General features: G+C 62.7%; 15 protein-coding genes. 7 read left to right on the top strand and 8 right to left on the bottom strand.

Annotated elements, in window-relative coordinates:
* The first annotated feature begins 475 nt into the window (after window positions 1-475).
* From AC56PL_RS15935 to AC56PL_RS15925, 3 genes are all read left to right on the top strand, one after another.
* A complete protein-coding gene (locus tag AC56PL_RS15935; protein WP_497154466.1) occupies window positions 476-1,366 on the top strand; it encodes a universal stress protein in 891 nt (296 codons plus the stop codon).
* A gap of 109 nt (window positions 1,367-1,475) precedes the next feature.
* Window positions 1,476-2,123, top strand: coding sequence for a response regulator (locus tag AC56PL_RS15930; protein WP_495516896.1), 648 nt, complete (start codon window positions 1,476-1,478; stop codon window positions 2,121-2,123).
* A 112-nt stretch (window positions 2,124-2,235) separates the two neighbouring features.
* Window positions 2,236-2,688 (top strand): Hsp20/alpha crystallin family protein, encoded by a 453-nt coding sequence (locus AC56PL_RS15925; RefSeq protein WP_497154465.1) that lies wholly within the window; start codon window positions 2,236-2,238, stop codon window positions 2,686-2,688.
* 30 nt (window positions 2,689-2,718) lie between these two features.
* Here the strand turns inward: AC56PL_RS15925 and AC56PL_RS15920 are convergent, their stop codons facing one another.
* The 5 genes from AC56PL_RS15920 to AC56PL_RS15900 form a co-directional block, all read right to left on the bottom strand.
* Window positions 2,719-3,909 (bottom strand): GAF domain-containing sensor histidine kinase, encoded by a 1,191-nt coding sequence (locus tag AC56PL_RS15920; protein WP_497154464.1) that lies wholly within the window; start codon window positions 3,907-3,909, stop codon window positions 2,719-2,721.
* A 500-nt stretch (window positions 3,910-4,409) separates the two neighbouring features.
* Window positions 4,410-5,468 (bottom strand): alpha/beta hydrolase, encoded by a 1,059-nt coding sequence (locus tag AC56PL_RS15915; protein ID WP_497154463.1) that lies wholly within the window; start codon window positions 5,466-5,468, stop codon window positions 4,410-4,412.
* A 139-nt stretch (window positions 5,469-5,607) separates the two neighbouring features.
* Entirely contained in the window at window positions 5,608-6,846 is a 1,239-nt protein-coding gene (locus tag AC56PL_RS15910; protein ID WP_497154462.1) for a CaiB/BaiF CoA transferase family protein, read from the bottom strand.
* Complete coding sequence (locus AC56PL_RS15905) at window positions 6,843-8,315, bottom strand: amidohydrolase family protein (RefSeq protein WP_495516330.1); 1,473 nt, start codon at window positions 8,313-8,315, stop codon at window positions 6,843-6,845. The genes AC56PL_RS15910 and AC56PL_RS15905 overlap by 4 nt, the downstream gene beginning before the upstream one ends.
* A gap of 59 nt (window positions 8,316-8,374) precedes the next feature.
* Complete coding sequence (locus tag AC56PL_RS15900) at window positions 8,375-9,742, bottom strand: FAD-dependent oxidoreductase (protein WP_497154461.1); 1,368 nt, start codon at window positions 9,740-9,742, stop codon at window positions 8,375-8,377.
* A gap of 587 nt (window positions 9,743-10,329) precedes the next feature.
* Between AC56PL_RS15900 and AC56PL_RS15895 the strand changes: the two genes are divergently transcribed.
* The 4 genes from AC56PL_RS15895 to AC56PL_RS15880 all read left to right on the top strand — a co-directional run bounded on the left by AC56PL_RS15895 (window position 10,330) and on the right by AC56PL_RS15880 (window position 13,384).
* A complete protein-coding gene (locus AC56PL_RS15895) occupies window positions 10,330-11,397 on the top strand; it encodes a class I SAM-dependent methyltransferase (protein ID WP_497154460.1) in 1,068 nt (355 codons plus the stop codon).
* A gap of 70 nt (window positions 11,398-11,467) precedes the next feature.
* Window positions 11,468-11,722: a hypothetical protein gene (locus tag AC56PL_RS15890; protein ID WP_482139565.1), complete on the top strand. Its 255-nt coding sequence runs from the start codon at window positions 11,468-11,470 to the stop codon at window positions 11,720-11,722.
* Window positions 11,719-12,531 carry an IclR family transcriptional regulator domain-containing protein gene (locus tag AC56PL_RS15885; RefSeq protein ID WP_495516327.1) on the top strand — a complete coding sequence of 271 codons (813 nt, stop codon included), beginning with the start codon at window positions 11,719-11,721 and terminating at the stop codon, window positions 12,529-12,531. The genes AC56PL_RS15890 and AC56PL_RS15885 overlap by 4 nt, the downstream gene beginning before the upstream one ends.
* Window positions 12,521-13,384 carry an HpcH/HpaI aldolase/citrate lyase family protein gene (locus AC56PL_RS15880; RefSeq protein ID WP_497154459.1) on the top strand — a complete coding sequence of 288 codons (864 nt, stop codon included), beginning with the start codon at window positions 12,521-12,523 and terminating at the stop codon, window positions 13,382-13,384. The genes AC56PL_RS15885 and AC56PL_RS15880 overlap by 11 nt, the downstream gene beginning before the upstream one ends.
* Before the next feature lie 175 nt (window positions 13,385-13,559).
* Here the strand turns inward: AC56PL_RS15880 and AC56PL_RS15875 are convergent, their stop codons facing one another.
* The 3 genes from AC56PL_RS15875 to AC56PL_RS15865 all read right to left on the bottom strand — a co-directional run bounded on the left by AC56PL_RS15875 (window position 13,560) and on the right by AC56PL_RS15865 (window position 15,071).
* Window positions 13,560-14,504: a PfkB family carbohydrate kinase gene (locus tag AC56PL_RS15875; protein WP_497154458.1), complete on the bottom strand. Its 945-nt coding sequence runs from the start codon at window positions 14,502-14,504 to the stop codon at window positions 13,560-13,562.
* Window positions 14,504-14,629, bottom strand: coding sequence for a hypothetical protein (locus tag AC56PL_RS15870; protein WP_495516324.1), 126 nt, complete (start codon window positions 14,627-14,629; stop codon window positions 14,504-14,506). Before AC56PL_RS15870 ends, AC56PL_RS15875 begins: the two co-directional genes overlap by 1 nt.
* 148 nt (window positions 14,630-14,777) lie before the next feature.
* Window positions 14,778-15,071: a putative quinol monooxygenase gene (locus AC56PL_RS15865; RefSeq protein ID WP_497154457.1), complete on the bottom strand. Its 294-nt coding sequence runs from the start codon at window positions 15,069-15,071 to the stop codon at window positions 14,778-14,780.
* Window positions 15,072-15,121 lie beyond the last annotated feature (50 nt).

Below are 15,121 nucleotides of genomic sequence, written 5' to 3'. Positions count from 1 at the left end.
TGCATCACGCGTGGCCTCTTGACCGCGCGGGCACAAAGTCATCGAACAAATGCCAAGGGTCACTGGGAGAGGGTCGTGCACGTTGACCTTCGTCAACAACGCAGACCGGGTTCCATGCATCAAACCGGCCTGGACCTCGAAGCGTCGTGGACATCCACCGACCGCACGGCCCGCCAAAGCAGGAACTGAAATCTCTTGGGGTGCACATATATCCGGGATAATGCGATCCCTTGATGGAGCGCACGCGCGTCCGGCCGCATCCTGCTGAGATCCGCTCCAGCGGGTGTGCGGACCCACTCACGGACCTTCACCCGACCCAAGTGACCCGGTTGCGGGTTGGTCGACCATCATTCTCATCGCCGATCGGTCCAAGTGCCATTCGGCATTGGTTGCCATGCACTGTGGCACTACCGAACCGGACCGAAAGATGGGACCGTGGTTACGGTATCGCCTGTGCTCGATGTCAGGAGCGAACATGGAGAGCAAACCGATTGTCGTGGGCGTAGACGGCTCGGCAGCGTCTTACGGCGCAGTGCGGTGGGCCGCTCGCGAAGCTGCGATCAGATCGACCCGACTGCTACTCCTCTGCTGTGTCGACGACGACCTGATCACCCTCAGCGACTATCCGATACCTGACGCGTACTTCGATCTCCTCAACGACCGCGCCGACAAGGACCTGGCCGAGGCGAGGTCGTTGGCAGCATCTGAGGTCACCGACGCCGGTGCGGACATCGTCATCGAAACAAAACGTCTCTTGTGCGAACCCCGATTGGGCCTGCAGCGCATGTCGGGGAGCGCGGACCTCCTTGTCATCGGCGCTGAAGGACAGACCCGCCGAGTCCCCGGCCTGCTCGGGAGAGTCGCCGAGGCGTTGACTTCCCACGCGGCGTGCCCCGTCGTGGTGATGCGCGAATATCCTGGTCCGGCGCGGGACACGATGCCGGACACCGTTGTCGTCGGGGTGGACGGATCGAGATCCAGCGAACTGGCTGTGCGTCTGGCGTACGAAGAGGCAGCGTTACGAAACGGTCGACTCGTGGCCATCCATGCGTGGAACTTCACGAGACTGCACCCGGCGTTCAGGGCCGATCACGCGGGACTGTCGTGGGACGACGCCCGTACGGCCGAAGAGGCTGTACTTGCCGAATCGCTTGCCGGATACCGTGAACAGTACCCAGACCTCGAGGTCTCCCAGTTGGTTCTCGACAGCGAGCCGGTCGCTGCACTGCGGGATGCGTCAACCGACGCCTCCCTGCTGGTCGTGGGCTCGCGAGGACGCGGCAACTTCATCGCCCGCGTTCTCGGGTCGACCAGCCGTGTCCTGTTGAACACCGCGTCTTGCCCCGTGCTCATCGCGCGTCCCTGACCCGACTGCTCAAGCCGGTCGACGGACCATTTCCGGCGCCTACAATTGAGGGAGCCTAACTGGGTCCGTCATCACCATTTGAGGAGCACGCCATATGGGGAGTGCAGCTGTGACCTCGGTGTTCTTGGTCGACGACCACGAGGTGGTGCGCCGAGGGTTGATCGAGATCATCGGCTCAGACCCCGATCTGGCGGTGATCGGGGAAGCCGGCACCTACGCTCAGGCGCTCGCCCGGATTCCGGCATTGAAACCCGATGTGGCCGTTCTCGACGTTCGACTGCCAGATGGCAGCGGCATCGAACTGTGCCGGGAGTTACGCACGAAACTCGACGATCTCCGCTGTCTGATGCTGACGTCGTTCACCGAAGACCAGGCCATGCTCGATGCCATTCTCGCCGGAGCCAGCGGGTATGTCGTCAAGAACATCGCCGGGATGGACCTGGCCAAAGCGATCAAAGATGTCGGGGCAGGCAAGTCGCTTCTGGACAACACCGCGGCCGCGGCGCTCATGGATCAACTCCGCACGCAAGGGGCGACCGGTCCCCTTGACGCACTCACGGAGCAGGAGCAGACGCTTCTCGCGTTGCTCGGCGAGAGTTTGACGAATCGCCAGATCGCCGCCCGGATGCACCTGTCGGAAAAGACCGTGAAGAACTACGTCTCCCGGCTGTTGGCGAAACTCGGAATGGAACGCCGCACACAGGCGGCAGTTTATGCCGCCAAGCTGGACAGGCAGCCCAAGAACTCCGGTCGATAAGGGTTGTCGGCCCTTTCGTTCGGCCGCCACAGCAAGGTCTTTCTGCCCTCCCGCGGACATGTCGAACTCCGGTGAAATAGAGGTAGACCGTAACCGACTGAGAGGTCCCCCGATGAACAAGCCTGCGACAAACAAGGCCGCGACGAACAAGCTTGCGACGCGCCATCCGATCCAATCGCTAATCCCCGATGTGGCAGATTTCTTTGCCGCGTTTCCTGCACTGGGGTCGATGCGACCGAGTTCGAATCTGATCCGAATCGAAGACGAGTTGAGCGACGACAAATATGTCGTGCGTGCCGAACTGCCGGGCATCGATCCGAAGAAGGACGTCGAGGTCACAGTCCGGGACGGCATGTTGACGCTCAAAGCAGAGCGGACCGTTGAGGAGAAGTCCGATACCCGATCCGAGTTCGCCTACGGCTCGTTCATCCGATCGATGCCGCTGCCGAACGGTTTTGTCGAGGACAAGGTCACAGCTGACTACGACAAGGGCATTCTCACCGTGACCGTACCGCTGTCAGAAGCCAAGTCACAGGGTAAGCAGATCACCGTCGAGACCAAGTGAACCGACGAGGCGGTTGACGAGAGGTCCCCGTCACATCGGCACAAACCACGACAACACCAGACCGGTCCCAGTGTCCGGCGAGGCCAACGTCAGGTCCCCACCGAGTTCTCGCGCACGGGAGCGCAGATTGCCCAGACCGCTGGGAACCACCTCGGTCGGCATGCCGATCCCGTCATCGATGACCTCGACAGTGAGATCGTTGCCGACCGAAATGGTCACGGTGATCGTTTCGGCTGCAGCGTGACGGACTCCGTTGCTCACCGCTTCCCTGACGACCGCGACCACGTGGTCACTCAACTCTGGCCTGACCACGGACAGGGGCCCGCATAGCCGCAGGTAGGTTTTGACGCTGGTATCCCCTGCCTGCTTGTCGATGACCTCGTGTATTCGCTGGCGCAGCTGCGGGGTCTGCGGCCCCGCATCCTGCAGGTCGAAGATGGTCGCGCGTATCTCCTGCACCACGTCCTGCAGATCATCGATGGTCCCGGTGAGCCGCCGTCGGACATCCGGAGATCGAGTTCGCTGTACGGTCCCCTGCAAGTTCATTCCCGCGGCGAAAACGCGCTGGATGACGTGGTCGTGCAGGTCGCGTGCAATTCGGTCGCGGTCTGCGAACACCTCGAGTTCGTGGGTACGCCGGTTCGTCGCCGCCACCGACAGTGCCGACGCCGTTTGATCTGCGAAATCCGTAGCCAGTGTCAGCATGTCTTGGCTGAACGGACTCTGCCCGCCCCGGCGGGCAACGACCAATACGCCGTGGATTGTGTCCCCGCCACTCAACGGGACAACCAACGCCGGACCTTCGGTGCTCATGGTGAGGCCCGAGATCTCGACATCCGATACGTCGCACAAGTGCGGCGTCAGCTCGGAGAACACCGTGCCGGCTGGTGATCCTGCGATATGGATGGTGCGACCGACAGATTGCGAAACGCACTCACCTTCGGCCACGGTCACGACGAGGTCGCAGACGAGTTCACGGGGTTGTTCCGGATCCCGCGGTCTGGCGATGAATGCGACATCTCCGCTCGTGAGTTCCCTTGCCTTTCGGGCGATCATTTCCACAACCACGTCGAAGTCCGCACCCGAGAGCAACTCTGCTCGAACATCACTGATGGCCTCGATCCACCCCAATCTCGACCGGGACTCGTCGTAGAGCCATGCACTGTCGACCACCACGGCCGCAGCCGATGCCAGTGCCTCGATGAGCTCATCGGTTTGCACACTCGGTCCTTGCAGATGCGCAATCTGGTCGTGGACTTCGCCGAAGAGGTCACGTACGCGGAGGAGGGACAAATCACCTCGCAGTTGCTGTGAAGCGGCGGACGTCAGTTCCATAAGGTCCCCCGTGGATCGGGTGGTCATGCAGCGTTACCTAACCCACGCTAGTGGCAAAGTGTCTCCGCGGGTTTCCGTTTGATCAAATTGGCTGCAGCAGTTGGAATATCAACTTGAAAATGGAATCTTTCCGGTTATCGGTGGCCATCTGGAGGCTTGCATTGTTCGCTTACGCGACGAACACACAATCGCTATAGCGCACCCTTGGTGGCCATATCGGATATATCGACCACAATTCATCGAGCCCATAACAGTTCAATCACATTTGCGTCACAGACATTCGAGCGCTCTTTGGGCCAATCCCGCCCGGTATCGCTTGTATCGCAATACCACAACACGATTTCGATGAATTTCGTACCACCCGACCCCGACGGTTGCACCCGTGCTCAACGAAACGCGTCGGCCAACACTGCACCCATCCGATCGACCGCAGCACGAGCATCCGCACTGATCAGAGTCATGTTTGCGAATCCGTGAATCAGGCTGCCTGCGCGATCCAACGTGACGGGCACGCCTGCCGCCGCGAGCCGCTGCGCGTACGCAATCCCCTCGTCCCGAAGTGGATCGAATCCGGCAATGACGACATATGCCGGCGCCAGTCCCGAAAGGTCTTGCGCCAGCAGCGGCGACACGCGAGGGTCACTGCGCATTGCGATATCGGGCACGTATTGGTCGAGGAACCAGTCGATGTGCTCGTCGGTCAGGTACATCCCGTTCGCGAACTCCTGTCGCGACGCGCGTCGAGTGGTCGCGTCGGTGCCGGGGTAGATAAGCAATTGAAGGCACGGTGTCACGCCCTCATCTCGAACCTGCTGTGCCACAACAGCACTCAGATTTCCTCCGGCACTGTCCCCGGCGAGGGCAATCCGTGACGGCGAAACACCCCAGCGCGGAGCGGAATTCACCGCGTACCGCCACGCAGCGACCGCATCGTCGACTGCGGCCGGAAACCGATGTTCGGGCGCAAGCCGGTAGTCCACCGACAGAACGTCGGCACCGGACGCGATGGCCAGCCTGCGCACCAGGTTGTCGTGACTGACACGATCCCCGATCACCCATCCACCACCGTGGAAGAAGACCACGACGCCCGTCGATCCCGCTTGAGCCCGATAGCGAGTGATCGGGAGCGTGCCGCCGGGCCCGTCGATCAAATGGTCCTCCTCCACGGCCATCGGTGGAAGATTCTCGGCCATTGCAACCGCGTTGGCCCGTAGGTCCGCACGAGCCTCGCTGACCGATTTTCCTGCGATGTCAAAGGACTTCAGGTGCGCAGCCACGAAACCTGTCACAGCCATCTCGACGGCCAGCCGGTCACCCTCTGCGTTCACCAGACTTCGTCGACCGGCCATCTCGAGCACTGCCGGCGGGATACGCCCGGCAATCTGCATGACAGTGCGCTGAATTCTGACTCGCGTCGACAGCGACATCGCGGTGGCCTGGCTCACGATCGTGAGAGTACGCGAAACCTACACGCCGTCTACACTTCGAACACAAATGCCATGACGCACGGGATGGCGCCGACCAGCGCATCGGTGGCCGGATGTGAGTCGGCCACCGATGCACTGAACCTACGATCGCCGGAAATCACACCGTCCGGTGTTCGCGCAACGTCGCTATTTCATCTGCATCACAACCGATTTCGGACAGGATCTCGGTGGTGTCCGAACCGTGTGGGCGACCAGTGTGCCGGATGTTGCCCGGAGTTTCGCTCATCCGCCACATCACGTTCTGCATCCGCATGGGACCCAGATCGGCATCATCCACCGTTGTTGTCATGCCGATGTGCTGGACCTGCGGATCCTTGAGCAGGTCGCTCGGCTTGTACACCGGTGCCACTGCGGCGCCTGCGGACTCGAACGCATCGATCACCTCGTCGCGGGTTCGCTCAGCGATCCACGAACCGACGTAGCCGTCGAGGAGATCTGCATGGGCGGCACGCTGACGGCCCGTGGCGAACCACGGTTCGTCGATGACCTCCGGATGCCCGACCAGGCGCAGCACACGTTCGGCGATCGAGTTCGCACTGGTGGAGATGGCGAGCCAGTGATCGTCGCTGGTGCGGTACAGGTTCCGTGGAGCATTGTTGCTCGATCGGTTCCCGCTACGCTTCTGATCGATGCCGAGTTGATCGGCATAGATGATGCCCGGACCGACGGCCGTCATGATCGGACTGAGCAGGTCGAGGTCGATGACCTGGCCCTTGCCTGTGCGTTCCCGGTTGAACAGCGCCATCGACACCGCCGAGGTACCGGCGATACCGGCGATCGAGTCCGCCAGTCCGAAAGCCGGCAGGGTCGGCGGACCATCGGCAGCACCGGTGAGGTGCGCGAAGCCGCTCATCGATTCGACCAGCGTGCCGAACGCAGGCCGAGCGGAGTATGGCCCCGTCTGACCAAAGCCGGTCACGCGCAGCATGATCAGCCCCGGATTGATCTCGGACAGGACGTCGTAGCCCAGGCCCCACTTCTCGAACGTACCCGGCCGGAAGTTCTCGATCACCACGTCGGCCTCGGCAACCAGACGCCGGAAGATGGCTGCACCTTCGTCACTGCCCAGATACAGCGACAACGTGCGCTTGTTGCGCGAGACCATCTTCCACCAGAGCGGTTGACCGTCCTTTTCCAGCCCATGGCCGCGCATGCCGTCCGGACGGGTCGGATGTTCGATCTTGATCACATCCGCCCCGAAGTCACCCAGAATCTGGGCAGCCAACGGTCCGGCCAGGATGGTCGACACATCGAGGACTCGAATGCCGGCCAGCGGGCCGGTCGCAACCGGCCCGCTGGGGACCTCCGTGGAACCGGTGGTCACCGGATCACTCATTTGTACGGGCGGTGCAGGTAGCGACCGGCCGGTGTCCCGGAGACCGCACCGTCGGTCAGCACCCGCTGTCCGCGGACGAAGGTGTCGGTGACCTTGGCAGCCAGCTCGAAGCCTTCGAACGGGGTGTATTCCTGAGCGGACTCCGAATCCTCCGGACGAACCGTCCAGTTGTGATCGGGGTCGACGAGCGCGAGGTCGGCGTCCATGCCGACTTCGATTGCACCCTTGCCCGGGAGTCCGTAACGCTCCGCCGGATTGGTCGCGGTGAGCCGGGCGATCCGCTGCCAGCTCAGCCCACGCTTGCGGCCTTCGCTGACCAGTCCGGGCAGAAGGTACTCGGCGCCACCGAATCCGGACTTCGCGGAGAAGATGTCGCCACGGTCTTCGGCGAACTTCTTCTCGTCCTTGCAGCAGGCGTGATCACTGACAACCCAGTCGACGTTGCCGGCGATGACGTGCTCCCACAGTGCCTCGACGTCGTCACGGGGACGCAGCGGCGGGTTGACCTTTCCGCCGAGGCCGTACGCGGTGTCGATATCGGCGAGAAGATGTCCGATGGTGACCTCACGCCGGAAGTTGACGTGCGGGAATGCTTTTGCCATCCGCATCGCGGCGACGAATGCCTTGGCCGAACTCAGGTGCAGCAGGTTGATGTTGGGCATCTGCGTCTCGTCGGCGAGGAACGAGGCGATGGTGACGGCCAGACCCTCGGAGTGCTGCGGACGCGAGGCGCTGTACGCGGCGAGACCGGTCAGCGTGCCCTCTTCTTCGACCAGCTTGGTGTACGCGCTCATGATCTCGGCGGTCTCGCAGTGCAGAGACAACGAGATGTGATCGGCCTTGTCGGCCAACTGCTCCCGCGCCTTCTGGATACCACGCATGACGAACTCGAAGTGTGCGATGTCGTACCGCTCGTCCTTCGGGATCATCAGGAATTCGCTCTGGTCGGTGGAGCGACCATGCAGTCCGTGACTACCGTAGAACATGAAGATCTTGAACGAGGTGACACCGTGATCTTCGATCAGCGAAGGGATCTCGGCGATGTGCTCTTTCGACATCGGTGCCAGGTGGTAGGCGTAGTCGACGAAGGGCTTGCCCTCGGTCTGCTCGAGCACCTCGGGGAACACGTCACCGTAGGCGCCACCCTTGTTCAGGTAGTACTGGCCGGTACGCATATACGACAGCGCAGTGGTGACACCACCCTGCACAGATGCCCGTGACTCGATCTCGGCGTCGTCGCCGAGCGGGTTGTAGATACCCCAGTGCTGATGCGCGTCAACGACACCGGGGAAAGCGATGCGTCCGGCAGCGTCGATGACCTCATACGTCGGGTCGACGGGGATCGATGCCTCGATGCGCGAGAACTTGCCGTCGGTGATCAGGATGTCGAGGAACTCGCCCTCTTCCGGATGTTCCGGTCCGGTCTGAACGACCCGTGCATTCTTGATCAGCAGCGATGTACTCGCCATGGTGGTTCCTTTCAACTGGGTGGATGGTGATGCGGCCGAGAGATGTTCTCGGCTGTTTCTCAAAGTGCGGCGAGTACCGAGTTCGCAGCGAGGTATGACAAACCCAAAGCGGGTAGGAGACCGTTCCCGGCGAGGTATCCGGATGCACCGTGGCCGGAGATTCCCATGGCCGCACCGCCCGAGGCATAGAGGCCGGGTATGGGTTCGCCTTCGGTGTGGAGAACCCGTGCCCGACGGTCGACCCTGAGGCCGCCCTGGGTATGGAACAGGGCGGGAACAATTTCCACTGCGGCATAGGGCGCTTCGAGCGTACGTCCGAAGTTCGACCGCCCGAAGGGGTCGGCGGCGGAGCCGTTCGAGTACTCCGCAACGCGGGCGAGTTCGTCGACGACCTGTGCCTGCGGCAGTCCGGTCGCCTCGGCGAGTTGCTCGGCCGAATCGGCCCACACCAGGGCACCAGAGTCCACCGTCTGCCGGAAGTCGGTGAACAGCAGACACCGCTGATGGATCTCTTTGTCGATGACGATCCAGCCCGACGAATCAGGCTGTGCGGCAAGGATCGCGGCGTATTCGGAATAGCCGGTGGTCTCATCGCCGAATCGCTTGCCCTCGACATTGAGGACCACTCCCCCGTGCATGACCGTCGCCCAGCCCACGAGAGTGGTTGCCTTCTTGGACAATGCCGCATGACCCTGATACCCGTCCAGGAAGGCGGTGTCCGCGCCGAGCCGCCTTCCGATGTCCAGCGCGTCGCCGGTCGAGTACTCACTACCGTGATAGACGGCATTTGCGATCTCGGGCAACAGCTCCGAGACCATCGCACTGTTGGCACCGAAACCGTTGGTGGCCAGCAAGACAGCGGTGGTCTCGATCTCCTCGGTTGCCCCATCGGGCGATGTGACAGTCACCGAACACACCGCACCGGAGTCGTCCAGTGCGACGTCGGTGAGCTTGGCCGGGACCATCAGGTCGATCCGCGGATGCGCGGACACCAGCCGGATGAGGTGATCGATCAAGGCGCTTCCGTGCCGGCCCTCGATGGTGTGGCAACGCAGTGCCGAGTGACCGGGGTACGGAAAGTCGGTGACCAGGTCGAGCGGCAGCTCGAGGTCATCTGCCATCCACTCCACCAGTGGTGCACTGACTTCGGCGAGCGCACGGGCCAGCGCCACGTCGACCGCACCCTTGGTCTTGTGGACCATGTCGTCGACAAAGCGTTCGGCCGAGTCGTCGATGCCCGCAGCCACCTGCCAACGCGAACCCGCGCCGGGCACCATCGCCGTCGACATCGACGTGTTGTTGCCACGCCGGAAGTGTTCGCTCGCCTCTACCACCAGTACGTCGAGACCGCCTTGCGCGGCGCGCAGAGCCGCAATCAGGCCGCCACCGGCACCGGCCACGACAAGGTCGGGTCCGTTTTCACTCATGAATCGTCACAGTTCTTGGTCTTTCGTCGGAATCGGTTGATCGGTGACCGTCAGTCATTCATCGCGTCGGTAGACCTGCGCCACTGGACTCTCTTCTCTGTCGTGCGGACTGGCCGCGAGCGAAGGATAGTTCACGATCCATCGCCGCCGGTGGCGGCGCGGCGTCGGAACGCGTTCGATCACTGCTCAGATTCGAGGCTATTTGCTAGCTATCGTTTCGTTACACGGAACGTTAGTTGCAGTAAGCGTATTCGTCCACTGTCTACCAAGAAACACGTGGTCACGAAATAGCAATGTGGCAAGAAGACACCTTTTTGTCACGAGATGATGTTTAATATCCCTCATACCGGCGCCTTTAAGTCGCCAGTGGGTCCGCTCAGCGGAACGGACCGAAGGCGGCAGACGAGACCAAGGCTCATTAACGAACGGATGTCACATGCGGATTCGCCGCTCATCGGTCGACCGTGCCGTCAATGGTGAAGCCGGCCGGACCGGAGAACAGGTTCCCCACCGAACTCTCCGTCGGCGCCAGTCCTCCAACGATTGATCTCACGCAGACCACCGGTCTCGAAAGACAAGGAACAACGATGAAAACAGGACTCCGGCAGCGTGGTCGCGCCAATTTCAACTTCCTCGCCGATCTGGCCGCGTGGAGCGGTAAAGAACTGCAGTCGGCGGCGTCTGCGGACCTCGACGCACTGACCGAGGGTGTGCAGCTGCCTGAGGGTCTGCAGTCCCAGATCAGGTTTGCCGCGGGTCTGCTGGAGCAGTCCCAGAACTACACCTGGGACAGGTTCTACACCCGATTCTCGGGAGAGCAGCAGTTCGTGGCAGCTCGGGACGCCTACGACGACGGCAGCCTCGCGGTCGAAGCCGAGTACGACGCGAACGCGGACAAGGGTGGGAACCTGGTTCTCGATCCGACGGTCGAGGCACCCAAATACTGGTCGGACACCGAGTTCCACCTCGCTCCTGGCGGATGGGAAGGCCATGAGCGGATGGGCTTCATGATCCATGACTACGTCTACGATCTTCTCTTCGCCACCGGCGGCATCGGCGCGGTCAAGCCCGGTGAGTCGTTTGCGGATCAGCGTCTCCTCGTCGCGCAGGAAGGCCGCCTCCCCTCCTACGAGTCGATACTGGAGTTGGGCGTCGGCACCGGCCGATACGCCACGGCTCTGCAGCAGGCCTGGCCCGACGCGAAGATCTCGGGTGTCGACCTCGGCCGAACTGAATTGGAGCACGCCAAACTCATCGCAGCCCGCAACGGCTGGGAATGGGACCTGCGTCAGGCGGCTTGTGAGTCGACTCCGTACGGCGACAACAGCTTTGACATGGTAACCGCCTTCATCTTGCTTCACGAGATTCCGGTGCCTGCGGCAAGAACGATCGTCGCCGAGGCCTTCCGGCTGTGTCGACCCGGCGGCGAGATCATCATCGGCGATGTGGCTCCGTACTCGGAGCAGGATTCGCTGTTCCGGTGTGTGGTTCTCGACTGGGAGACCGAAAACCGCAACGAGCCTTTCTGGCGTGGTGCGCTGCTGCTGGACCGGAGCGCATTGCTGCGGGATGCCGGCTTCGTCGACATCGAGGAATACGGCGTCGGCCCCGGTAAATACCCGTGGGTTGCGCGCGGCGTCAAACCCCAGGCCTGATCGCCCGTCACCCAACGCAACGTCCGCGGACACCGAAACCGACTGTCGCAAAACACGAATCGAGAAGAAGATGAGTAGTCCGTCCTACTTGGAGAACGCGACCAATGACGAACTGGCGCGCATGGTCACGACACTGACCCAGGAACTGTGGATCCTGCGGGACCGCGTGATGACCTTGGAACAGGTCCTCGAAGACAACGACGTCGTCACGGTGGAGTCCGTCGACCTCCACGAGCCCGGCGAAGCCCTGTCCACGCGTCTTCGCCGGGAGCGCCAGCGGATCATCCGCAAGGTCCTCGGCGCACCCGTCGGGGTCCGGCGATGAGTGGCGCGGTAAACAACACCACCACGTCGGCCGGCCGGGCCGCAGACATCCTCCTGCATTTCACCAACGGACCGCTCGGCGTATCGCGTGTCGCACGGGAACTCAACCTGTCGAAGGCTGTCGTCCATCGCGTCCTGACCACGTTTGTCGACCGCGGCCTGCTGGTGATCACGTCACCGGACCGCGAGTACGCACTCGGACCTGCTGCCGCAGCGCTCGGCGCGTCGGCTCTGCGATCGTCCCCGCTGCGAGAAATCGCCCGACCGCTGCTGACCGACCTGCAACAGCAGACCGGTGAGACGGCGACGGTGACAGCGATGGCCGGCCGCGGACGGATCTATCTCGACCAGGTCGAAAGCCGCAACGAAATCAAGATGACAGTGGAACTCGGACGTCGCTTTCCGCTGCACACCGGGAGTTCGGGGCGCACGATCCTGGCTTTCCAGACGCAAGCGGTGAACGACGCCGTACTCACCGACCCCCTCGATCGCCTCACCCCTGCGACCATCACCGACCCGGAAGCCCTCCGCGCAAGTCTGCAGGAGATCCGAGAACAGGGTTGGTGCGTCTCCAGTGGCGAAAGGCAAGAAGGCGCATCGTCGATTGCTGCCCCGGTTTTCGATCTCGATGGTCTTGCCATCGGCGCGCTTTCGGTCTGCGGTCCGATCCACCGGATGACGAACGAGGTTCTTCTCGGCTATGCGCCGATTGTGACCGCGGCCGCCGACCAGGTGTCCCGGACACTCGGATGGCGTGGTGGCCTGCCGACCGACAACAGAACGGATACAACCCGTGCACATGACGCCTAGGTCCTGGCTGTACGTCCCTGGCCACTCCGGTTCTCGTATCGAGAAGGCAATCACCAGCGCTGCCGATGCTGTCGTCATCGATCTCGAGGACGCCGTCCCTCCGGATGCCAAGGCGCACGCCCGATCGGCGGCAGTCGCGACGATCGAGCAGTGGGCTGATACACCGGATGCACCACAGATCTGGGTGCGGGTGAACGACACGGCCAGTCCGTGGCACAGCGCAGATATCGAGGCCCTGGCCGGCACGCCCCTGGCCGGCAGTTCGGTGGGTGGTCTCCGGATACCGAAAGCCGAAGCGCCCGAATTGATCCGAGCCATCGGAGACGAGACCGGTATCCGGATGCAGCTCTTAGTCGAGTCTGCACGTGGCCTACTCGGCGTTGCTGCGCTCGCTGCGGCACATCCCCTGGTCACCGGCATCAGTGCCGGTGAAGCCGACCTCGCCGCCGACCTGCGGGTACCGACATCCGGACTGGCCTGGTCACGAGGCTGGTTGGTCGCCGCGGTCCGGGCCGCCGGACTGGAATCGCCGATCCAGAGTGTCTACACCAACGTGTCAGACCTCGACGGCCTGCGGGCAGACAGCGAATCCGGCCGCGATACCGGGTTTTTCGGCCGTTCGGTGATCCACCCCCGGCAGATTCCGATCGTCCACGATGTATTCACTCCGGCATCGGCCGAGATCGATCGGGCTCAAGAGACCGTCGATGCCGCTGTGCAGGCACAGTCAGAGGGAACCGCCGCCTTCATCGACAAACACGGACGCTTCGTCGACAACGCCGTTGTCGAACAGGCGCGTGCCGTACTCGCCCGCGCCCGTACGGCCCAGACTTCGGCAAGCGCTCAGCGCTGACTGGTGTGTCTGGTCCCGTATTGCGCACGATTGGCACCGTCAGCGATCTGATGAACGCACACATCGATTGATCCGCTCCCTCACCGCGCCGATCCACGGGGGCTCCGCGCGGTGAGGGGACATGACTGGACCCGGTTCCGTCGAGGTCGACGGATCGTGCAGATTTGGCCTTCTCCTACTCGGATACTCGCCGGGATGCCGCCAACGCAGCATCAATCTCATCCGCTCGCGGCATCCCCGCCCGCGCACCGACGTGTTCCACCGAGAGGGTGGCAGCAGCCATGCCACGCGAACTCGCATCCTGTACGGGAACTCCGGTTGCCAGGGCAGTCGCGAATACTCCGTTGAACGTGTCTCCCGCACCAGTGGTATCCCGCACGGTGACATCTGATCGAGCAGGCAACGTCGTCGTCACTCCCGCAGGCTCGACGACCAAGACTCCATCTGCGCCAAGAGTCACGACGACCGCAGCCTTGGTGCGGGCAGCGACCTGCACCGCCATATTCCCCACCGAGGCGTCACCTTCACCTCCGAGCAATCGGTATAGGTCACCCAGTTCAGACGCATTGGGGGTGACCAAAGGTGCAAGTGGCAGGAGGTCCACCAGCCCTGGCGTCACCGGCGCCGGGTTCAGCACACACCGAATCCCGTGGGTGGAAGCAGATTCGACCGCGGCGATCACTGCTTCCGAAGTGATCTCGGTACTGACCAGGACACAGTCGGCCCACGTCGCCGCTCGCTGCACCGCTGCCCGCACCGATGCGGGGTCGACAGCGGCGTTCGCCCCGGCGCCGACCGCAATCTGATTCTCCCCGCCGGCATCGACCACGATCAGTGCCATACCCGTCGAAACCCCATCGAGCACAGCCACATCTGTGACGTCGATGCCTTCGGCGCGGAGTTCGGCCAGAGCACCAGTGCCGGTATCGTCTGGCCCAACCGCTCCGCAATAGCGAACCTCCGCACCGGCCCGTGCAGCAGCGACGGCCGCGTTTGCACCCTTTCCGCCCCCATGGCGCTCGACCCCGGGACCGACAACCGTCTCACCCGGACCAGGTAACCGGTCGGCCGTCACCACGAGGTCGACGTTGACCGCTCCGACAACGAGCACCCGAGCCATCACTTTTGACGTCCGATCAGGCACACCGATTGCCGGAGCACGGAACCGGTCGTGCTGATCGAAACGTCCGCGCCGTCACCGACGTCCGCCATCGTGGGTTGTTTGACCGTGCGGTCAGTTGGCATCACGTCACCTTCACCTGAGATCTTGTCGCCTGAATGTGCTCTGGCCCATGACAGTATCGAACTCCGCGGGATCCGCCTGAGGAGGCCGACCGCGCGGAACGTGATCCTCGGCATCGAATCGGCAGGTGGCAGTGACACTTCCGCAGCGTCATCCATCGAATAGGGATCGCTCGCCGGTGACTTCGTATTCCGCCACCACGGCGAAGCGAATGGCCGCACCTTGGTCGTCACTCGGCCCGCCGCTTCGGAATTTTTCGACAGCCCCCTGCGACTCCCACCGTTCGAAGATGTTGATACGGGCGGAGTCGATCGGGTCAGCGGAGATCGCGAAGTCGAGACATCCTGCTGCACGGCGGGCATCTTCGACAACGCTGAGGCAACCGGCGAGGTAGGCCTCTCGCTGGCCGGCTTCGATTGTGATGTGTCCAGCAACGATGACCATGTTGCACTCCGTCCCGGTCAGCCTCGAGTCGTGGTCGAACGCACTGTTCA

It is taken from the genome of Williamsia sp. Y721 (assembly GCF_059683565.1).
Note: the sequence above shows the minus strand (reverse complement) of the source record. Positions and strands in the feature narration are given on the sequence as shown.